Raw genomic sequence first — 23,369 nt, forward strand, 5'->3', positions numbered from 1 at the left:
ATATCATATTTATGGTGATGGAGCAAAACCATCTTATTATAGAATAGTACGTAAAGATGCACCAACAATTGAGCTAACTGGAAACGTTGATATTACATCAGCAACAGAAATTCCTTCAGATTTTGCTATTAAGTTTATGAATGCCGCAGGTAAGACTTGGGAAACTACAGTTATTGATGGAGCATACCAAATAGAATTAGCTATTGATGCTACTTACGCCATTAGTTTAGTAAATGCAGATGGATACGAAATAGTTGGTAACTCTTTGCTAAGCATTGATGAAAACACAACTACTCTAGATATAACTATTATTGCAACTCCAAACGGATTACCAGATGTTTGGGATTTTGGAGCAGCGCAATTAGATGTAGCAAATTACAACAACATATTAACCGAAGATACTATCAACGCTTGGTATGAAGGAGTTGATCCAGGTACCGAAGGGATAAAAATACCTGATACTTTCACTAATGGTGTATTAACTTGGGTTGGTCAAGCAGATAAAGATAGATTAAGAAGTTCTAATACAAATCTAACTCGTTATGATTCAGATGCAAAATCTGAAGAATATGCAGGAAGATTCTATATAAATTCATCTTCTACAAGTCGTTATTTTAGTATAGAACTAAATGAAGGTGATGAGCTTACAATTTTCGCTTCATCGAGTGCAGATCAAGGTGAAATTCATTTTGTAAATGCAGATGAAAATGAAGCTCAAGATGATGTATTACAATTAGCAAAAGAAGGAGAGAGTGTTAGTGAGGTTAAAGTTATTGCAAAAACAACTGGAACATATCATATTTATGGTGATGGAGCAAAACCATCTTATTATAGAATAATACGCAGTGATGCACCATCAATTGAATTAACGGGTAATGTAGATGCTCCTAGTGATATTTCTGCAATTTATTCAATTCAGTTTACAAACGAAGATGGTCAGTCATGGGAAACTTTTGTTACTGATGGAATATATCAAATTAATTTACCAATTGGTAATACTTACAATGTTAGTTTAAACAATGCAGATGAATATGCAATTACAACAGATACTTTATTAAGTGTTGACGAGAACACAACAACACTTAATGTTACAATCTTAAACAAAAAAGATTTACCTGTTAGTTTACCAAATGTTTGGGATTTTGGAGCAGAACAACTAGATGAAGCTCTATATATTAATATGTTGAATGAAGATGCTATCAATGCTTGGTATAGTAGCGATATCGAAGTTGGTTCATCAGGAAATAACATTCCTGATTTTACTTCTGGAATATTAAGTTGGACAGGTAAGCCAACATCAGATAGATTAAGAACTACAAATACAAACTTAACTCGTTATGATGAAAACACATCTGGGGTTGAAGGATTTACTGGTAGAATATATGTGAATGGAGGAGGAGTTAGAACTCGTTTTATTAGTCTAGATTTAGATGAAGATGATGAAGTTACACTATTTGGAATATCTCAAAATGGTAATGGTAATTTTCATTTTGAATATGTAAATAATCCTTCTGTTCAAGATGATGAAATGGCAGTAGGTGCAGATATCACTGAAATAAAATGGGTTGCAAAAAATTCAGGAACTTATGAAATTTATGATGCAGTTGATAAACCAAGTTATTTTAGAGTTATTCGTACACCAGCAACTTATGTTTCATTAAAAGGAGATGTTGATACTTCTTTAGCAGAAAATATACCTACTGGATATACTTTATTATTTACTAATGAAGCAGGTAAATCTTGGGAAACTTCACCTAGTGGCGGAAAATATTTAATAGATTTACCAGCAGGTTATTCTTATGAAATGAGTGTTAACAATGCAAATGGATTTATTATTACTAGTGAAACAAATGTTAGTTTAGGAGAAACAACTACTATACATAATATTATTATTCAAGAAGTAGATCTTTATGAAGTTTCTGGTTCAATCGAAGGTCTAGGATCTAACATTGCAAATCTTAACTTAATTTATACTGTAGATAGTGAAGCCGACACATCTTTCGAACCAGAATCTGTAATTGATTTTGAAAATAGTACTTACACAGTACAATTAGAATCCGATATCGAATATACTATTTCAGCAGAAGGAGTGAATGATTATACAATTCCTGCAAATACAATTACGATTTCAACTAGTGATACAACAGCAAATGTTGTTTTTGAAGAAAAAGCAACTTATGCGGTTACTATTGAAACTCCAGGATTAGACACAGAACAACAAGGTAAACTTTCAATAACATTTTCTAATTTAAATGAAACAGATTATAGTTATACATTTGATGATATAGCTGCTGTTTCTTTAAGAGATGGAGTATATGCAATTACGGTAGATGGTTTAGATGAATATCCTATTGAGCTTGCACTTACTTCAAATTTAGAAATAGCTGGCGCTATAGCAACTAAAACATTAAACTTCAAACCAGTTACTAATTGGGCTTTTGATGATAAAATTATTACATCAAGTACTGCTTTTTATAAAGGATTATCATTTACTGGAACTGCTGGAACTATTAAAAATGAAATGGCAAAAGGTCATTTAGTATTTAAAACAGGAGGAGAAATTAATGTACCTCTTCAGCCTGGAGAAAAAATGATTGTTTCATATTATTATGCTGCAGATTTCTCTATTGAAGGAGGGACTGCAATAACTACAAATAGTGGAAGTACTTCTAATTTAGAAACAGTTGAGTATTTATATACTGGAGATGTTACTGGTATAGCAACAATATTAAGTAATGCTACATCATATATAACTAACATCGCCGTTGTAACAGTAGTTGACTACACTCCTGAAATAAGGGTTGGTGTTGATAAGGATTTCCAAACAATTAATGGAGCTCTTAAAGCTATTGCACAAATGGATAGACCAAATAATGAGCGTGTAACTGTATTAATTGATGCAGGTAATTATGAGGAAATGGTAGTGATTAATAATCCTAACATTACTTTAAAAAATGACTCTCAGGAACCTAGTATAGAATTAACAAATAATGGAGTAGATATTGATGATAATGCCGTACGTATCACTGCTTATTACGGTTATGGATACAACTACTTTAGTCAAGGTACAGATAACAAATGGAGTGCAGAATCTTTAGAAGTAAACAAAGCAAATGGATATCAAGAGTATACAAATGTTTCAGGTACAACAAATGCTTCTTATTGGAATGCAACTTTAGTTGTTTCTAGTGATGGATTTATTGCTGAAGATATTATTATTGAGAATTCATTTAATCAATACATTTCTCAAAAAGAATCTGAAGATGTATTAGTATTAGCAAGTGGAAATAAAGGTGTAAGACCAACTAATTATGGTAATACAGATGTTCAAAATCGTAGTTTCGTAGAGCGTGGCGCCGCAATTGGTGTAGCAAATGGTACAGACAAAGTGATCTTAGATAAATGTTTGGTTGTTGGTAGACAAGATACTTTCTACGGAGGTTCTGATTCCAGATTAGTAGCCTACAAAGGTGCTATGATGGGCGCTGTTGATTATATTTTTGGTGGTATGACAGCAGTATTTTATAAAACTGATTTAGTTTTGAATACAAGTGATACTAGTGGTGATGCTGCTTATATTACAGCTGCTCAACAAGGAAGTGGTAGAGGTTTCTTAATGTATGAATGTAATATAATATCAACAGTTCCAGGTGTAAACACAGCGTCTACACAAGGTGCTAAACCAGGCTTTTTTGGAAGACCTTGGCAACCAACAACAAGTGAAGTTGTATTCTACAATACCAACATAGATGTATCTACATACACTGGTTTTGCAGGAAAATCTTTGATTGATGCTGAAGGTTGGAAAAACTCATTAGGTGGAGAATCTGCTTTTATGTATGAGTACGGAACTAAAGAGAGTTCAGGTGAAAACAATTCAGGTAACCGTGCATCTTGGTCTACGGTATTATCTGCACCAACACTTACAGACGGTAAGGAAATAACTACATTCAATTTTACAAAAGGTAATGATGATTGGGATCCAATTCCTAGCCTTATTGAAAATGAAGATTCAGACAATGATGGAATATTGGATTCAGTAGATAACTGTATTAATACTTATAATCCGGATCAAGCAGATTTTGATAATGATGGAATTGGTGATGTTTGTGATGATAGTGATTTAGATGGTTTAGTGGATAGTGAAGATAATTGTCCAAATTCTGCTGAAGGTGTTACTATTGATGTATTTGGATGTGAAGTATTTGAACTTGGTGCAGAGAGCTTTAGTTTAGTTGCTACTTCTGCTTCTTGTAATGGAGGAGGTGACGGATCAATTAATATTAATGCATTAAATACAGATTACACTTATAATGTTTCTGTTAATGGATCTAGCACTAATGAAACCGGAACTTTATCTTCATCTAATGGATATACTTTAGATATTACAGGTCTTAATCCTGGAGCGTATGAAGTTTGTATTACAATTGAAGGAAAAGATAATTTCGAACAATGTTACAACGTAATTATTGAAGGTCCAGCACCACTTGACACATTCGCAACTGTAAATAAAGCTAATAATCAAATTACTTTAAACTTAGATGGTGCTTCTCTTTATTATGTTAATCATAATGGAAATTTAACAACAACTACTAAATCAATTGTTGTAATTGATTTGGTTGCTGGTAAAAATACAGTTGAGGTTACAACAGATTCTTCATGTCAAGGTAAATATTTCGAAGAGATATTTGTTTCAGAAGAGGTTGTTGTATATCCTAACCCAACAAAAGGGCATCTTCAAGTTTTTGTTGAAGGTATAGATACTAATGTTGATGTAATGTTGTTTGACCTTAAAGGAAATCAGTATATATCAATATCTAAAAGTGTTCCTTCTAATAGGGTAATAGAGCTTGACTTAACGAACTTAAATACTGGAGTGTATTCACTTTCGTTAAATTCAGATACAATTCGTCAATCAATAAAAATCATTAAAGAATAATTTATTATGAAAACCATAAAATATTTATTAAATACCAAAGTTCTTCTGGTTTTTATAGCCAGTATACTGATATTCTCTTGCTCAGATGAAGAAGAGGGTGTTCCAACTTATGAAACAACACCAGGTCAGGCTGTGTTGTTATTACCTTCACATAATCAAGAATGCGAGCAAGGTGAAGTAGTTGAGAACAAAGCGGATGTAACTTTTAGTTGGGAGGAATCAGCCGACACTGAAAGGTATAATATCACAGTAGTTAATTTAGTTACTAAAGATATTACACTTAATGTTGGTCTTACTTCAAATACAACAACTATTAAACTTTTAAGAGGCTACCCTTATTCTTGGGTAGTAACTTCTAGAAATTCGGGAGATGTTGTTACAACTTCAGAAGTATGGAAATTTTATGTGACTGGAGATGGAGTAGCTAATAGTATTCCTTTTCCTGCTACCTTAGCAAGCCCACTTTCTGGAGCAACTGTAAAACCAGTTGATGGAAAAGTAATTCTTGAATGGGAAAGTGAAGCTACAGACGTTGATGGTGATGAACTTACATTTACAATATTTGCTGATACAGTTGATGGTAATCAAGAACCAATTGAAGAATGGCAAAACTTAACAGAAACTAGCTTAGAAATCTCGGTTGAAGATGATACAATTTATTATTGGCATATAGAAGTGAGTGATGGAGTTAATACCTCAATTAGTTCTGTATATACATTTAGAACTGGTGATTATGACTCATCTGCTATTGATGGTACTGTAGTAAGTACTTCTCAAGAAGTTTTAGCGGCAATTGCTTCAGCTAAACCGGGTGAGAAGATTTATATTCACGGTGGAGATTATATATTTGATTCAACAATAGATTTTGATAACAGTGGAAGTACAGGAAATGTTATTTCATTACTTGTATATCCAGGCGACGAATCTAGACCAAAGTTTGATTTTTCTTCTATGTCAGAAAATTCTTCAAACCGTGGAATACAATTAAAAGGATCATTTTGGTATATAAAAGGTATTGATGTATTTGGAGCTGGTGATAATGGAATGTATATCCAAGGAAATAACAATATTATCGAATTCTGTACCTTTAGTGAAAATCATGATACAGGATTGCAAATTGGAAATGGAGCAGCAAACAATACTGTTTTAAATTGTGATTCTTTTTACAATGCTGACTCTACACTTGAAAATGCTGATGGATTTGCTTGTAAACTAGATGCTGGTACAGGTAATAAATTTATTGGTTGTAGAGCATGGCAAAACCTTGATGATGGTTGGGATGGTTATTTAAGAGGTGCAGATAATATTAGTACTATCTATGAGAACTGTTGGGCTTTTAAAAATGGACTCTTAAAAAGTGGAGCTGTAGGTGCTGGAGATGGTAACGGTTTTAAAACTGGAGGTAGTGATGATAAATCTTTAAAACACAATGCTGTTTATAAAAACTGTATTTCTGCGGGTAATACTCATGATGGTTTTGATCATAATAGTAATAGGGGTGATGTAACAATGTACAACTGTTCAGCTTATAGTAATGGTAATAATATCAGTTTTGGTACTGGAAATATTGCGAATTCGTTAACTATAAAAAACACTGCTAGTTTAGCTGGCGGAAGTTCTGATAGTTTTGAAGCTACAACAACTGATATAGCCAATAACAGTTGGCAAAATAATATTTCTATTGCTTCTGATGATTTTGTAAGTTTAGATATGGATTTATTAAGTAGCCCTAGAAATGTTGATGGTAGTTTACCAAGTATAGATTTTATGAAATTGGCAACAGGTAGTGATCTTATTGATGCTGGTGTTGATGTTGGAATTGAATTTACTGGATCTGCACCAGATATAGGTGCATTTGAAAAATAAATAAACTAGAAGTAAATATGCATTCTAGTAATTTTTAAATAATTGTGAATTATATAATAATTAAAATGAGTTTAAAATTACACTTGATAGCATTCTTTTTTTTAACGACTGCTGCAAGTGTAATTTCTCAAAATACCGCAAAACTTGATACAAGTTATTCAGTATATAGTTCATTTATTAAGTACAAAAAAAAGTTTCCACAAATTAAAATTGTAAAGCCGCAAACATTTGAAAATGTTGTTGTAAAAAAGGAAATTGTTTATAAAGAAATAGGTGAACGGAAATTACATTTAGATGCTTTTTACAATAATAGCGAGCAGTTAAAACCTGCAGTAATTTTAATTCATGGTGGTGGATGGAGATCTGGTAATAAATCTCATATGATTCCTCTAGCTCAAAGCTTGGCATCAAAAGGATATGCTTGTTTTACTGTTGAATACAGGTTGTCATTAGAGGCAAAGTTCCCGGCAGGGATTCATGATGTAAAAAGAGCCATTCAATTTATAAAAGCAAATGCAGATAACTATAATATTAATACTGCAAAGGTAGCTGTATTAGGCTCTTCTTCGGGTGGACAAATGGCTGCATTAATTGGAACTACAAATAACAATCCTGCTTTTGAAGAAATAAATAATAATTACATTCAATCCTCAAATGTACAAGCAATAGTTGATCTAGATGGTGTTTTAGCATTTAAACATCCAGAATCATCTGAAGGAGAAATGGCCGGATTTTGGTTAGGTGGAAACTCAACAGAAAAGCTTGAAACCTGGATGAATGCTTCTGCATTAACACATACAGATAAAAACACACCACCAATATTGTTTATAGGGAGCCAATATCCTCGTTTTCTTGCTGGAAGAGATGATATGATTAAAATATTAGATAAACATGGTATTTTCAATCAGGTTGAATCAATAGAAAACAGCCCTCATACTTTTTGGTTATTTCAACCTTGGTTTAAAGAAACTGAATTATATATTTCAACATTTCTGGATAAAATATTTAAATAAAATAAAAAGTAAAATTAATAGATATGAGATCATTAAAAATCGTGGCAATTTTGCTACTTATAAGTTTTGTTGGTTGTAAAAATCAAGATAAAAAAACAACAGTTGAACCCGAAGTTATTGAAGAAACGGAAACTTTAACAACGTATGCTGAAATCTCAATTAAAGAAGGAGGGCACTGGGAAGGTAGAGAATATATTGATGGAAATTTTAAGAATGTAACCGAACTTAAAGTACCTGTAGAACACACTGATCATTCTTGGTTTATAAGATATGAGGGACCAGGATGGGAAAGTAGTAAAGTTGGATACAGAATGTATTTAGACTGGAGAAATGCTATTGATATTTTTGGAAAAGTAACAGACACTATGGTGCTGTCAAAAGTAGGTTTAGATGGTTTTGATTCTTATCATGAAAAACAATCTTGGGGACAAGATATTTTAAAAGCTGGTAAAGGATTAGGAATTGGTTCTATTGGAAGGTTTGTAAATAATGAAGTTTTACACTTTAAGAAAGTAGATTCAACATTTGCAAAAGTTGAAAATGCAATAGGAAAATCAACTGTTATAACCGATTATTATGGTTGGAATACGGCAAATGAAGCAATTGATTTACATCAGGTTTTATCGATAACTCCAGATGTGCGATATACAAAACACAGTATTCAGCCGTCAAAAGAAATTGAAGGTATTTGTACAGGTATTGTAAAACACGGTGTTAATTATTTCACTAAAGAAAGTGAAAATAAAGAATGGGGATATATTGCAACTTATGGCATACAAACATTGGCTGAAGTACCTGATAATTTAGGAATGGCAATATTTTATGAAGTTGAAACAGTTAAAGAAGTAACTGAGTGGGAACACGACCATTTATTATTATTTAAACCAACAACAAATGAAATTTCATTTTACTTTTTAGGTGCCTGGGAGCAGGAAAAAGATGGAATTAAAACAGAAGCAGATTTTTTAACTTATTTAGATGGGTTATTAAATGAATTAAATACTAATAATTCTCTAAAATAAAATTGATGAGTAAATTTAAGCTTAAAAGTTTTTTCTTGGTTTTCATGATTTGTTTGTTTGTAGTTTCATTTCAATCGATTTCAGCTCAGGAAAGAAGTAATGATTCAATTACAAAATTTACAATAGAAAATTGTGTAAATCAATTTACTATGGATAAAACTGTAGAGACCAAAGTTGGTTATCAATACTGGTTTGCAGATAAAGAGTTTATTGATGGGCGCACTTTAAAAATGAGTGTGGTTGCTCCGCATAAATCAACACACGCGCCACATAAACATATAGAAGACGAATTCTTTTTTGTTTTAGAAGGAACTGCTGAATTCTTTTTGGATGGTAAAACTAAAACTGTTGGAGCATATACAAGTTTGTATTGTCCATCAATGGTTATGCACGGAATTAGCAATGTAGGAGATACAGAATTAAAATATTTAGTTATAAAAAAATATCAAAAGGATTAAAAATTAATAATTATGAATAATTATAAAAAAACAATTCAAGTTTTAGTAGGATTATTTTTTGTTTTAGTAGCTTTTTCAAGTTGTAAAGAAGTGAAAAAAGATAATCAGGAGAATCAATCAGTTAAAGAACTTGTAGTTTCAGACACGTTGAAATGGTCAGAAAGAATGATGCTTTCAGAAATACAACGCTTCCCAAAAGCTTCTTTATTAGATTTTAGAGAAACGCCAAAATGGAGCTATACAAATGGATTGGTTTTAAGTGCTGCTTCAAGAGTTTATGAACAAACTAATAATCAGAAAATTTATGATTATATATATGAATATGCTGATGAGATGATTGATAGTATAGGAACTATAAATACCTACAAATTATCAAATCAAAATCTGGATATGATTAAATCTGGAGATGTACTGCTGTATTTGTATTCAAAAACAAACGAAGAACGTTTCTTAAAAGCTATTGAAACTTTAAATAGTCAAATGGAAACACAGCCAAAAACATCAGATGGTGGGTATTGGCATAAAAAAATATACCCAAACCAAATGTGGTTAGACGGATTGTATATGGCTGAACCTTTTCATACTAAATATGCGTTGGATTTTGTTGAAGATAAAGATAAAGCCCAAAAAATATTTGATGATGTTGTACTTCAGTTTGATTTAATCCAAAAGCATAGTCGAGATGAAAAATCAGGACTTCTTTTTCACGGATGGGATGAAAGCAAAGAACAAAGATGGGCAAATAAAGAAACGGGAAATTCTCAACATTTTTGGTCAAGAGGAATGGGTTGGTACGGAATGGCAATGGTAGATGTTTTAGATTTTTTACCTGAAAATCATCCAGGAAGAGAAAGAATTATTACTTACTTAAACCAGTTTGCAGAAGCAATTACTGCAGTGCAACATGAAACAGGTTTATGGTATCAGGTATTAGATCAGGGAGATAGAGAAGGAAATTATTTAGAAGCTACAGGAACTTCTATGTTTACTTATGCATTCGCAAAAGGTGTTAGAAAAGGCTATTTAGATAAAAAATATTTAGCAGTTGCGGAAAAAGGTTATCAAGGGCTTTTAGACAATTTAATTTCTATTGAAGATAATGGAGTTGTGAATCTTAATAAATGTTGTGGTGTTGCAGGTTTAGGAGGTAATCCTTATAGAGATGGATCTTTTGAGTATTATATGAATGAAATTATTCGTTCTAACGATCCAAAAGGAACAGGACCTTTTATTATGGCAAGTCTTGAATTAAACAGATAATCTAAAATGAATAATTCTCCAATAAAAACCGCTTTATGTTCATTTGGAATGAGTGGTGTTGTTTTTCACGCGCCTTTTATTTCTGTAAATCCTAATTTCAATTTGTATGGAGTTTTAGAAAGGACAAAAAACCTAGCGCAGGAGAAATATCCAACTATAAAAACATTTAGAACATTGGAGACAATGTTAGCAGATGAAAATATTGAATTAGTTGTTGTTAACACACCAAGTGTAACTCATTTTGATTTTGCAAAGCAAGTTATTAATGCAGGTAAAAATATAATAATAGAAAAACCAATTACCGCAACTGCAAAGCAGGCGGAGGAGTTAATCAAATTAGCAAAAGAGAAAAATGTAATGCTTTCGGTTTATCAGAATAGAAGGTATGACAGTGATTTTTTAACGGTTAAAAATATATTGGATCAAGGAATACTTGGCGAAATTATAGAAGCAGAGATGCATTATGATCGTTTTGAACCAGGTTTAAGTTATAAAGTTCATAAAGAAACTCCAACTGCAGCCACAGGGACTTTGTATGATTTGGGCTCACATCTAATTGATCAGGCTTTGGTGTTATTTGGTTTGCCTAATTCTGTTTTTGCAGATTTAGACACCTTTCGTTTAAATTCAAAAGTAGCAGATTATTTTGATGTTAAATTGATTTATGATTCACATCGTGTAACTCTTAAATCTAGTTATTTTGTGAGAGAATCGTTGCCAGGAAATATTTTTCATGGTAGAAATGGTTCTTTTATTAAATCTAAAGCTGATATTCAGGAAAAAGAGTTGCAAGCTGAAAAAAAGCCAGGAACTACTGATTGGGGAATGGAGCCTGAAAGCGAAAACGGATTATTGCATACAGAGAAGGATGGTAGAATTATAATGGAATATATCCCAACCTTAAAAGGAGATTATATGGAATATTATGATGGAATTTATGGGGCAATAAGAAATAATAAATCAGTACCGGTTTCTGGAGAAGATGGTAAAAATGTAATTAAAGTTATTGAAGCCGCAATTAAAAGTAATAAAGAAAAAATGGTAATTCAACTATGAAAAAAAAAATAGCAATTTTGTTTTTATTTAGTTTTGTTTGTATAATGGCACAACAAACGGAAACAATTTCGCAAGTTTGGGTTGCAGATAATGGAGATGGTACCTATAAAAATCCAATTTTATATTCAGATTATTCCGATTCCGATGTTGTAAGAGTTGGAGATGATTATTATATGACTGCTTCCAGTTTTAACGCGGCTCCAGGATTGCCAATCTTGCATTCAAAAGATATGGTGAACTGGAAATTAATTAACCACGCATTACAAATACAAATTCCAGATGAAACATTTAAAGTACCACAACATGGAAATGGTGTTTGGGCACCAAGTATTCGTTATCATAATGATGAAATTTACATTTATTGGGGAGATCCGGACTTTGGAATTTATATGGTGAAAACGAAAGACCCTTATGGAAAATGGGAAGATCCTATTTTAGTTATGGAAGGAAAAGGATTGATAGACCCTTCTCCTCTATGGGATGATAATGGAGAAGTGTATTTAGTGCATGCATATGCAGGAAGTAGAGCTGGTGTTAAAAGTTTATTAACTGTCAATAAAATGAATCCTGAAGGAACTAAAGTTATAGATAAAGGGATTCATGTTTTTGATGGTCATGATAATCATGACACTGTGGAAGGTGCAAAATTTTATAAGAGAAATGGTTATTATTATATTTTTGCTCCTGCAGGAGGTGTTGCAACAGGTTGGCAACTTATTTTAAGGTCAAAAAACATTTATGGCCCTTATGAAGAAAAAGTAGTTTTAGAACAGGGTAGTACAAATATAAATGGCCCACATCAAGGCGCATGGGTTGATACTCCGAGTGGGGAATCTTGGTTTTATCATTTTCAAGATGTTGAAGCCTATGGAAGAATAGTGCACCTGCAACCTGTTGTTTGGGAAAAAGATTGGCCAGTAATGGGACAAGATTTTGATGGTAATGGTATAGGTGAGCCTGTTATGTCTTATAAAAAACCCAATGTTGGGAAAATTTATCCCATTGAAACACCTGTGGAAACAGATAATTTTGATAATTTTAATATAGGACTTCAATGGCAATGGAATGCAAATCCGAATGTTTTGTGGCATGCTAAATTACCTGGAAACGATTTTTTAAGACTTTTTTCAATTAAATCTGTTGAAGACTCAGAAAATCTTTGGATGGTCCCAAACTTATTACTTCAAAAATTTCCTGCTCCAAATTTTACAGCATCAACCAAAATTTCATTATATCCTGAAGAAGCTATAAGTGGTAAAACAGCCGGACTTATAATTATGGGAATGGATTACGCAACATTAAGTATATCTCATGACGAAAACGGGTATTTTATTAAACAGACAGAAGCAATTGGTGCTATAAAAGGTGTTGAGGAAAAAATAATTTCAGAAAAAAGATTGAAATCGAATTCAGCTTATTTTAGGGTGGAAGTAACTGCTCCAGATGCTATGTGTCAATTTAGTTATTCTGAAGATGGTAATAAATTTAATAAAATTGGAAAACCTTTTAAAGCGCAACCAGGTAAATGGATAGGCGCAAAAGTTGGAATATTTAATGTTAGCACACAAGAAGCCAAACGTGGAGGATATGCTGATGTAGATTATTTTAAAATAACAAAATAATAAATTCATTATGAAATTAAATTTCAAGAATTCAGCCATAATAATAGTGCTAGTTTTTTTAAATAGTTTCAAAATTTTTGCTCAAGAAAAAGTTGAACAATGGAATCGTTTTGAAATTAAACTACAACATCATAATAAAGGAAATAGTTTTAATGATGTGCAACTTTCAGCGAAATTCTTTAATTCTGACACCACCTTTTTTGTTAGTGGGTTTTACGATGGAAATGACATTTTTAAAATTCGTTTTATGCCACAAGAAATTGGTAAATGGAATTATATTATTTTAAGTAATATAGATTCATTTAATAATAAAAAAGGAAGTTTTGAATGTATAAAAGCAACAGGCAAAAACCACGGAATTATAAAAGTTAGTGATACTTATTATTTTAAACATGCTGATGGTAAAAATTACTATCCTTTTGGAACTACTGCTTATGCATGGCAACATATGGGAAATGAACTTCAAGAAGAAACACTTAGATCTTTAAAAAAATCAGGATTTAATAAAGTGAGAATGTGCGTTTTTCCGAAAGATTATACTTTAGTTAAAGAGGAACCAATATTTTATCCTTTTGAAGTTAAAAAAATAGAGACAGATACTAAAGGAAAGAAAGTATTTACATGGGATTTTGAGAAATTCAACCCTCTATTTTTTCAGCATTTAGAAGAAAGAATAGATGATTTAGCCAAACTTGGAATTGAAGCTGATTTAATTCTTTTTCACCCATACGATAAAGGTCGATGGGGATTTGATTCAATGCCAAATGATATTAATTTAAAATACTTAAAATATTTAACAGCTCGCTTAGCATCTTTTAAAAATATTTGGTGGTCGCTTGCAAATGAGTGGGATTTTCTAAAAGCTAAAACTGTTAAAGATTGGGATTTATTAACTAAGACTGTTGTAAAAAACGACCCTTATATGCATATGTGCTCTATTCATGGGTCAACGTCCACTTATTATAATTATTGGAAACCAGAATTTACACATGTTAGTATCCAAGATGAAGCACCTGTATTGAACTCATATTCTGCAGCAACCTTAAGAAATATTTACAAAAAACCTATTGTTTTTGATGAGGTTGGTTACGAAGGTAATTTAAAATCACGTTGGGGAAGGCATAGTCCAGAACAAATGACACATTTAGTATGGAATGGAATTATTGCAGGGACTTATGTTACCCACGGCGAAACTTATATGTTTCATAATGAAAAGGATACTATCTATTGGGCAGATGGCGGTTCATTTAAAGGAACTAGCTGGAAACGAATTTCATTTTTAAGGGATATTGTTGAAGAAGCTCCTGAACCATTATTTATGGCTGACATTAGTCGCGATTTAAATACGGCATCAGCAGGAAAAGGTTATTATTTAATATATTTTGGAAATGAAGTTAACGAATCTTGGTTTTTTAATTTGCCTAAGAAAAACGGTGATTTAGAAAAATTAAAACCTGGCACAAAATTTAAAGTCGAAATTATTGATACTTGGGATATGACTATAACTACACATCCAATAACATTTGAAACCAAAGCAATTGACAATTACCGCTTTTATGATAAAGATATGAAAGATATTCGATTGCCTTTAAAACCATATATAGCATTAAGAATTACGGAAATTCATTAAATAAATATTTAGAAATAATGACAATAAATAATATAAAATCAATTTGTTTTTATGCACTTTTTTTAATTATTGTAACTAATGTTCAGTCCCAAGTACATAATAAAAAGTGGGAAAGTATTACGAATAAAGAAGAAGGTTCTTGGTTTGCTTCAAATGAAGCCAAAGAAATAGCTGAAAATGTATTGTTGTATCAAAGAAATATTGGTGGATGGGAGAAAAATATCCAAATGCACAAACCATTATCGGATGATGAAAAGCAAGAACTGATAGATCTTAAAAATTCAACAAAAGGTTGCACAACAGATAATGGAGCAACCTATCAGGAAATGATTTTTCTTTCTAAAATGTACAGACAAGTACCTGATGAACGGTATAAAAAGGCATTTCTTTTAGGCTTAGATTATATTTTAGAAGCACAGTATAATAATGGAGGATGGCCTCAATATTATCCTTTAAGAAAGGGATATTATACGCACATTACGTATAACGATGATTCCATGGTTAACATTTTAAAGGTACTGGAAGAAATTAAAAATAAAACGAATTATTTTTCAATTAAACCATCTGAAGAAATAATTGAGAGAGCTAAAATTGCTTTTGATAAAGGTATTGATTGCATTATAAAAACTCAATATAAGCAACATGGTGTTTTAACAAGTTGGTGTGCACAACATGATGAAAATACTTTAGCGCCAGCCAAAGCTAGAGCCTATGAGTTGCCTTCTTTAAGTGGAAAAGAATCAGCTAAAATTGTGTTGTTGTTAATGACTCTTGAGAATCCATCAGAAGAGATAAAGATAGCTGTAAATAGTGCTGTAAAATGGTTTGAAAAAGTTCAAATTAATGGACTTCGTGAAGATCGAATTTATAATGAAAAAGGTAAAATTATTAATAAAATAATGGTTCCAGATGAAAATGCGAAACCAATTTGGGCTCGTTTTATGGAATTGGATGATAACACTCCTTTTTTCTGTGATCGTGATGGAATTAAAAAAGCAACCTTGGCTGAAATCGGGGCAGAACGTAGAAATGGTTATGCCTGGTATACAAATGAACCTAAAGAAGTTTTTAAGAAATATGTCAAGTGGAAAAAAAAGTATACTGTTTCAAAAGATAAAATTGAAACTGTAAAAAAAAACTAAAAAATGAATATAATGTAATTGTTTCTAAAGACGGAAGTGGAGATTATACCAGTATTCAGGAAGCAATTAATAATTCTAAATCTTTCCCTTATGAAAGAGTAATTGTAAACATTAAAAACGGTGTTTATAAGGAGAAAGTTCATGTGTATTCATGGAATACAAAAGTTTCATTTTTAGGTGAAAGTAAAGAGCAAACAATTATTACTTATAATGATTATTTCGATAAAATTAATTTAGGTAGAAATAGCACTTTTCATTCATCAACAGTTTTAGTTGAAGGGAACGATTTTATTGCTAAAAATTTAACTATTCAAAATACTGCAGGTGAAGTTGGACAAGCAGTTGCTTTAAGTGTAAATGCAACCAGAGCGCTTTTTGAAAACTGTGCATTTTTAGGTTATCAAGATACAGTTTATACAGCTGGAGAAGGGTTTAAGCAATATTTTAAAAACTGCTATATTGAAGGGAGCACCGATTTTATATTTGGAGAAGCTACTGTTTTGTTTGAAGATTGTACGATTCATAGTAAAGCAAATTCTTATATTACAGCAGCATCAACACCTGAAAATCAGAAGTTTGGTTATGTTTTTAAAAATTGCAAGTTAACAGCAGATGAAAATGTGACAGATGTTTATTTAGGAAGACCTTGGCGAATTTATGCTAAAACGGTCTTTATAAACTGCGAAATGGGAACACATATAAAACCAGACGGTTGGCATAATTGGGGTAAAAAAGACGCCGAAGAATCTTCATTTTATGGAGAATACAATTCTATTGGAGATGGTTCCAATCCTACTAAAAGAGTTTTATGGTCCCATCAACTTAAAAAATCCAAAGCAAAAAAATATACTGCTAAAAATATTTTAGTTGGTAAAAAAAATAGGGATTCAAATCCAATTTGGTATAATAATTAGGTTAAAATATGTAAATCAAAAAATTAAAATATTCTTTATTATGAATTCAAAAAGCAAAAATGAAATAACTCGCAGAAAATTTGTTAAAACAGCTGGAGCTGCAGTTGCAGGATCAATGATAATTTCCCCGGCTTTTAGTAATATTTTAAATGAAGCAACCGGAAAGAAACGAGTTGCTATGGTTGGAACCGGAAGCAGAGGAAACTCATTTTATGGTAAGTTTTTGAAGGAAGAATATGGCGATATAGTAGAATTTGTTGGTTTATGTGATATAAACAAAGGAAGACTTGAGTATTCTAAAAAAAATATTGGTGCTGATTGTCCAACATTTACAGATTTTGACGAGATGCTAAATACTGTTGATATAGATTTATTAATGGTTATAACTGTTGATGCTACCCATCACGAATTTATTGTAAAAGGACTAAATAAAAATATTGATGTAGTTACTGAAAAACCAATGACTACCGATGAAGAAAAATGTCAAGTAATTTTAGATGCTCAAAGAAAATCAAAAGGAAAATTAATAATGGCCTTTAATTATCGGTACGGAAAGGTTTTTACAAAATTGAAAGAAATTATTGAAACTAAAGAAATAGGAGATTTAATTTCAATTGATTTAAACTGGTATTTAAATACGTTTCATGGAGCTGATTATTTTAGAAGATGGCACGGAATTAGAGATAAATCTGGAACTCTTTTATTACATAAATCTGCTCATCATTTTGATTTATTAAACTGGTTTATTGGATCGGATCCGGTTGAAGTTTATGCAAATGGAGCATTAGAAAAGTATGGTAAAAATAACGCGTTTAGAGGCGAAAATTGCAGATCTTGTGAGCATACTAAAGAATGTGAGTTTTATTGGGATATCACCAAGAAACAAAAATACATGGATTTATATGTTCAGAATGAAAAGTACGATGGATATTTAAGAGACAATTGTTTATGGAGAGAGGAAATTGACATTTTCGATAAAATGTCCGTTTTAGTAAAATACGCTAATAATGTTGAGGTAACTTACTCACTAACAACCTACTCGCCATTTGAAGGATTTAGAATTGCTTTTAACGGGAAGGATGGAAGATTAGAAACTCATGAAGGGATTCCTTGGAGAAATACAGAAAATGAAGATGAGGCTAAACTTCATGAAAAGGAAATGGATAATTCTTCACATACAAAAATGGAGCATAAATTTCATGAAATAGTTACGCAGCGTAACTTTAAAGACTATAAAAGAATAGAATTTCCATATGTAAGATCTGGACACTGGGGAGGAGACAAATTAATGTTTGATGAAATCTTTAGAAGTAAAAGTGTAAATCCTGCATTAAATCATCCTGCAAATGTTAGAGATGGTTCATTAGCCGTTTTAGTTGGAATTGCTGCACGTAAAAGTATTGATACTGGTATGCCAATAAAAATTGCTGATCTAACAGATTTAGTCCCTCAAATCAATAAATGGGGCTAATTATGTTAATTCAAACTAAATTTAAAAATAAATTAAATAGGATTAATATGAGAATTAAATGGATGTTAATAGTTTCAATTGTGTTTTTATTTAGTAGTTGCGCGACAGCTCAACAAATCACTATTTATACAATTGGGGATTCTACAATGGCAAATAAGCCAAATCCAGAAGAAAATCCAGAAAGAGGATGGGCTCAAATACTACCAGATTTTTTTACAAGTGATGTTGTAATAGATAACAGAGCTGTTAATGGTAGAAGTACTAGAAGTTTTATCACTGAAAAGCGTTGGGATTCGGTGTTGAAAACCTTAAAAAAAGGAGATTATGTTTTTATACAATTTGGTCATAATGATCAAAAAGAGAAAGATCCGAAAAGATACACCAATCCACATACAGCCTATCGTAATAATTTAATTCGTTTTGTAAAAGAAACTCTAGAGAAAGAGGCAATACCAATAGTTTTTTCTTCAATAGTTAGAAGAAATTTCAATGAATTTGGAACATTAGTAGATACTCATGGTGCTTATCCAATGGAAGCTCGTTTGGTAGCCAAAGAATTAAATATTCCCTTTATAGATCTTCAATATTTAACTGAACAACTAGAAGAATCTTATGGAGTAGAGGATTCATTAAAGTTGCATTTACATTATAAAGCTGGTGAAATACCATATTACCCAGAAGGTAAAGAAGACAATACACATTTGTCTGAAAAAGGAGCAACTGAAGTTGCTAAAATGGTAATTAATGAGTTGAAAAAAATGAATAACTCATTGATAAATTATATCAATTTAAAAATATAATACTATGAAAAGCTTAAAGAAATATCTATGGATTAGTGCTGTGGTAATATCATCTAATTTTAGTTTGTTGGCACAATCAGAAATAATTAATTTATGGTCAAATACAATTCCGGGAGCTATAATTAATAAAGATTATCAAGAAATTGAAGTAATTAAAGATGGAGAATTAAGCGGGACTAGCAAAGTTGTGCAACCAACTTTATCGATATTTTTGCCAAATAAAGAAATTTCAAATGGAACATCTGTTGTAATTTGTCCGGGAGGCGGATATGGACATTTAGCTATCAATAAAGAAGGATTTAAAGTTGCTAAATGGTTTAATAGTTTGGGAGTAACAGCTTTTGTTTTAAAATACAGAATGCCAAGTGATATTATAATGAAAGATAAAACAGTTGGGCCTTTACAAGATGTTCAAGAAGCCATGCGGTTTGTAAGACGAAAAGCTAAAAAATGGAATATAGATGCTAATAAAATTGGAATAATGGGATTCTCTGCTGGTGGACATTTAGCAGCTACTTTATCGACACATTATAATGATGTTGTTTATGAGGTTAAAGATACCACAAGTGCCAAACCAAATTTTTCAATTCTAATTTACCCAGTAATTTCGATGATGGATGGAGTTACGCATAATGGATCTAAAACCAATTTATTAGGTGAATCACCTTCAGAATCATTAATCATTAAATATTCTAATGAAAAGCAAGTAAACTCAGAAACTCCAAAAACTTTTTTAATTCATGCAACTGATGATGGTTCTGTTCCTGTTGAAAACAGTATCAATTATTATCTTGCATTAAAAGAAAATAAAGTTTCTGCAGAAATACATATTTACCAAAATGGCGGTCACGGTTTTGGGTTGGGTGTTAAAAGTACCAGCCAATATTGGCCAACAGATTGTGAGAACTGGTTAAAAATTAATAATTTAATGGAATAATTAAAACTTAATTACTTGTTGGCGTTATTTTAAACTTAAGTGAATAGTTTTTATCGGTTAACCTATATGGTTCCAATGGCCACGCACCCCAGGAATTGACACTTCCTAAGCCCATTTGTTTAAAGTCAATGGCTACTCTGGTTAAATCTCTTTCTGAAATTTCGCCAGCATGACGCTGATTTTTTTCTAAACCATCATCTAAATCTTCATTTAAATAATGTAGAGCAGTTATTTCTAATAATGTACTTCCTTCAAAAGTAATTTTTTGAGTATCATTTAATAGTGAATACCAACGAATATCAGTTTTATTTCCTGTTTCCTGTGGTCGAATATATGGGAAGTATTGTTCAGAAACTGTCTGCTCAAAAACGCCAACATTTGTACAGAAATTTCTATCTATATAATTTTCATGAGGTCCTCTTCCATAATATTTAATGTTGTTGAAATCCTTTGGTAAAACCAGTTCCATTCCAAATCTTGGTAACATTGGCACTACAGCATCTTCATCTATTTTAATTTCCTGATGTACTAGTAATTCACATGTGCTTGAAAATTCGTAGTTAATAATTAAGTCAGCAAAAACTTGTGGAAGTCTATAAGTAGCTTTCGCAAATAGTTTATTATTTGCATCAATTTTATGAGTAAATTCTTTGAGAGATATGCTGTCAACAGCATTTTTCCAGGCACGTAATTTAGTCTGTAAAGAAGCGCCCATATCATTATCTGTTGGGGATCTCCAAAAGTTTGGTTTTAATTCAAATCCGTTTTTAATAATAGGTTTATTATTGTGTGAATAAGAATTTATAAAACCTGTTTTGGTATTGAAAATTAGTTCAGATTCATTACTCGTAAAAATTAAACTATTCTCTTTTTTTGAAGTTTTTATAGTTTCTTTTCCAGTAACTTTGATAGAACTACTCCAATTATCTACTAATTTTAATTGATTTGAGGCAATTTCGTGATCTTTTGCTAAAAATGGTTCTTTAGCTTTTAAACGATACGAAAAATTTACAAGAGCTTCTTTAAAATTGCTTTTTGGTAGTTGAAAATTTAATTTAAATGTTTTCTTTTCCTGCGGCTTAATATCCAAATTTTCAATAATTCCTTCGGTAAATTTTTCTCCATCAATTAAAAGCTCCCAGTTTAAAAATACGTTGTCTAAATTTTTAAAGAAAAACTCATTAAATACTTCAATATCTCTATTTTCTTTAGCTGCCCAGGATGTCCAAATATTTTGCTGCACTTTTTTAACTTCAAATGCATGTGGATTTGGTTTTCTGTCTGGAGAAAAAACACCATTATTTAAAAAATTATTATCACTTGGTACGTCCTTTGGACCATAATCGCCACCATATGCAAATATTTTAGTGCCATCTTCCTTAATTTTTAATAAAGATTGATCTACCATATCCCAAATAAAACCACCTTGAAAATTGTGGTATTTCCGTGTAATATCCCAATAATCTTTGAAGTTCCCTATAGAATTACCCATAGCATGTGCATATTCACATTGAATAAACGGACGTGTTTGTGTTTTGTTTTTTTCGGCATATGAAACCATCATTTCTGGAGAAGCATACATCGGATCTATAATGTCAGAATTCCAATCGAAATCTAAACTATGATAATTTAAATGTGCTCTTTCATATTGCACTGGTCTTGATGAATCACTATTTTTCATCCATAAATAACCTCGATAAAAATTATAACCATTTCCAGCTTCATTTCCCATACTCCAAATAATAATTGAAGGGTGGTTTATATCACGTTCAATCATACGTTGCATTCTTTGTAAATGTGCTAATTCCCAAGAAGGTTTGTTACCAAGAGTTTTGTCAGTATCATAGCCAATACCATGAGATTCAATATTAGCTTCATCAACAACGTACATTCCGTATTTGTCGCATAACTCATAAAAATATGGATCGTTAGGGTAGTGTGATGTTCTAACGGCATTAAAATTAAATTCCTTTAAAACTTTAATATCCTTTTCCATGGCTTCTTTAGAAATAGTTTGACCAGTAATTGGATCTGTTTCATGGCGATTTACTCCTTTTATATAAATGGCTTTTCCATTTACCAATAAATGACCATCTTTAATTTCTACTTTTCTAAACCCAATATTTTTATGAATAACTTCAATAATGTTGCCTTTTGAATCGGTTAAAGTATAACTTAGTTTATATAAATTTGGAATTTCAGCACTCCATTTTTTAGGATTATTTACTGAAAATTCTATAATTGGATTTTCAATTAAATCATTCAATTTTGAAATTTTTTCAATTAAAATAGTTTTACCATCTTTTAGTTGAAATTTCACTTTGAATTTGGTCTTCTTTTCTGTTGAAAATGAAGTAGTTATTTTTAATTTTCCGTTGATATAGTTATCATCTAAATCGGGAATAATTTCAATGTTTTTTAAGTGGGTTTTATTTCGGGCATATAAATAACAATCTCTTGTAATTCCGCTAATTCTCCAAAAATCCTGACATTCTAAATAAGAGCCATCGTTCCATCTCATTAATTTTAAAACAATAGTATTTTTACCTTTTCGTATATAATCATTGATTTTAAATTCTTGAGGGAGTTTACTATCTTCTCCATATCCAACATAAGTTCCGTTTACCCAAACTTTTAAATTAGATTTTGCGGCCCCAATGTTTAAATAAACATCATTTTTAAGCCAATTTTCGCCAACAGTTACTGTTTTACGATATACTCCAGTCGGGTTATATTCTGTAGGAACTTTAGGCGGATTTATAGGTATTAAATTATTAAACTCGTAAGGAATATTTGTATAAATAGGGTAACCATAACCGTTAACTTCCCAGTTTGCTGGAATTTTAAAGGTATCCCAAGTACTATCGTTATAATTGGTTTCAAAAAAATCTTTAGGTAAATCAGTTGGTTTTTCAACCCATTTAAATTTACAATTACCGTTTAAACTTATGTAGTTGTTAGATTTCGTCCAATCGTTTTGAAGGGCTAATTTTTCGTTTTCATAAACAAAATAAGAAGAATGCATCGGTTCTCGGTTTTCTTCATTTTTTGTTTCATCTAGCCAATTTGGCTTTTCATTTTGACTAAAAGAAAAATTAAAAGTGAATAGGACAGTAAGTGTTAATATGATTTTTAAAACTAGATTTTTCATTATCTGAATTTAAATATAATTATGTAGGCTTTAGATTGCCTGATTTTCTTTTATAAAGTTTAATTACTTTATGGAAAAATCAATAGGA

General features: G+C 31.3%; 15 protein-coding genes. 14 read left to right on the forward strand and 1 reads right to left on the reverse strand.

The window, feature by feature from the left end:
* From CHB63_RS00680 to CHB63_RS00745, 14 genes are all read left to right on the forward strand, one after another.
* Window positions 1-4,939 (forward strand): pectinesterase family protein (locus CHB63_RS00680; RefSeq protein WP_176420168.1); only part of this gene is annotated, 4,939 nt, incomplete at its 5' end.
* 6 nt (window positions 4,940-4,945) lie between these two features.
* The gene (locus tag CHB63_RS00685) at window positions 4,946-6,805 is read left to right on the forward strand and encodes a right-handed parallel beta-helix repeat-containing protein (RefSeq protein ID WP_089376515.1); all 1,860 of its coding nucleotides are present in this window, start codon (window positions 4,946-4,948) and stop codon (window positions 6,803-6,805) included.
* Window positions 6,806-6,870: 65 nt separating this feature from the next.
* Window positions 6,871-7,818 carry an alpha/beta hydrolase gene (locus CHB63_RS00690; RefSeq protein WP_089376516.1) on the forward strand — a complete coding sequence of 316 codons (948 nt, stop codon included), beginning with the start codon at window positions 6,871-6,873 and terminating at the stop codon, window positions 7,816-7,818.
* Between the two features lie 23 nt (window positions 7,819-7,841).
* Entirely contained in the window at window positions 7,842-8,840 is a 999-nt protein-coding gene (locus tag CHB63_RS00695; RefSeq protein WP_089376517.1) for a DUF4861 family protein, read from the forward strand.
* Between the two features lie 5 nt (window positions 8,841-8,845).
* Entirely contained in the window at window positions 8,846-9,298 is a 453-nt protein-coding gene (locus tag CHB63_RS00700) for a cupin domain-containing protein (protein ID WP_245856723.1), read from the forward strand.
* A 12-nt stretch (window positions 9,299-9,310) separates the two neighbouring features.
* Window positions 9,311-10,558: a glycoside hydrolase family 88/105 protein gene (locus tag CHB63_RS00705; RefSeq protein ID WP_089376519.1), complete on the forward strand. Its 1,248-nt coding sequence runs from the start codon at window positions 9,311-9,313 to the stop codon at window positions 10,556-10,558.
* Window positions 10,559-10,564: 6 nt separating this feature from the next.
* Window positions 10,565-11,614 (forward strand): Gfo/Idh/MocA family oxidoreductase, encoded by a 1,050-nt coding sequence (locus CHB63_RS00710; protein ID WP_089376520.1) that lies wholly within the window; start codon window positions 10,565-10,567, stop codon window positions 11,612-11,614.
* A complete protein-coding gene (locus tag CHB63_RS00715) occupies window positions 11,611-13,236 on the forward strand; it encodes a glycoside hydrolase family 43 protein (RefSeq protein ID WP_089376521.1) in 1,626 nt (541 codons plus the stop codon). Before CHB63_RS00710 ends, CHB63_RS00715 begins: the two co-directional genes overlap by 4 nt.
* A gap of 10 nt (window positions 13,237-13,246) precedes the next feature.
* The gene (locus CHB63_RS00720; protein WP_089376522.1) at window positions 13,247-14,866 is read left to right on the forward strand and encodes a DUF5060 domain-containing protein; all 1,620 of its coding nucleotides are present in this window, start codon (window positions 13,247-13,249) and stop codon (window positions 14,864-14,866) included.
* Between the two features lie 17 nt (window positions 14,867-14,883).
* On the forward strand, window positions 14,884-16,008 hold the full coding sequence (gene pelA / locus CHB63_RS17280) for a pectate lyase (RefSeq protein ID WP_089376523.1): 1,125 nt from the start codon (window positions 14,884-14,886) through the stop codon (window positions 16,006-16,008).
* A gap of 17 nt (window positions 16,009-16,025) precedes the next feature.
* Window positions 16,026-16,922 carry a pectinesterase family protein gene (locus CHB63_RS17285; protein WP_089376524.1) on the forward strand — a complete coding sequence of 299 codons (897 nt, stop codon included), beginning with the start codon at window positions 16,026-16,028 and terminating at the stop codon, window positions 16,920-16,922.
* 40 nt (window positions 16,923-16,962) lie between these two features.
* The gene (locus CHB63_RS00735; RefSeq protein ID WP_089377535.1) at window positions 16,963-18,393 is read left to right on the forward strand and encodes a Gfo/Idh/MocA family oxidoreductase; all 1,431 of its coding nucleotides are present in this window, start codon (window positions 16,963-16,965) and stop codon (window positions 18,391-18,393) included.
* Between the two features lie 47 nt (window positions 18,394-18,440).
* The gene (locus CHB63_RS00740) at window positions 18,441-19,193 is read left to right on the forward strand and encodes a rhamnogalacturonan acetylesterase (protein ID WP_089377536.1); all 753 of its coding nucleotides are present in this window, start codon (window positions 18,441-18,443) and stop codon (window positions 19,191-19,193) included.
* A gap of 4 nt (window positions 19,194-19,197) precedes the next feature.
* Window positions 19,198-20,130: an alpha/beta hydrolase gene (locus CHB63_RS00745; protein WP_089376525.1), complete on the forward strand. Its 933-nt coding sequence runs from the start codon at window positions 19,198-19,200 to the stop codon at window positions 20,128-20,130.
* 7 nt (window positions 20,131-20,137) lie between these two features.
* Here the strand turns inward: CHB63_RS00745 and CHB63_RS00750 are convergent, their stop codons facing one another.
* A complete protein-coding gene (locus CHB63_RS00750; protein ID WP_089376526.1) occupies window positions 20,138-23,281 on the reverse strand; it encodes a glycoside hydrolase family 2 TIM barrel-domain containing protein in 3,144 nt (1,047 codons plus the stop codon).
* Window positions 23,282-23,369: the final 88 nt, after the last annotated feature.

The organism is Lutibacter flavus, assembly GCF_900188355.1.
GTDB classification, from domain to species: domain Bacteria; phylum Bacteroidota; class Bacteroidia; order Flavobacteriales; family Flavobacteriaceae; genus Lutibacter; species Lutibacter flavus.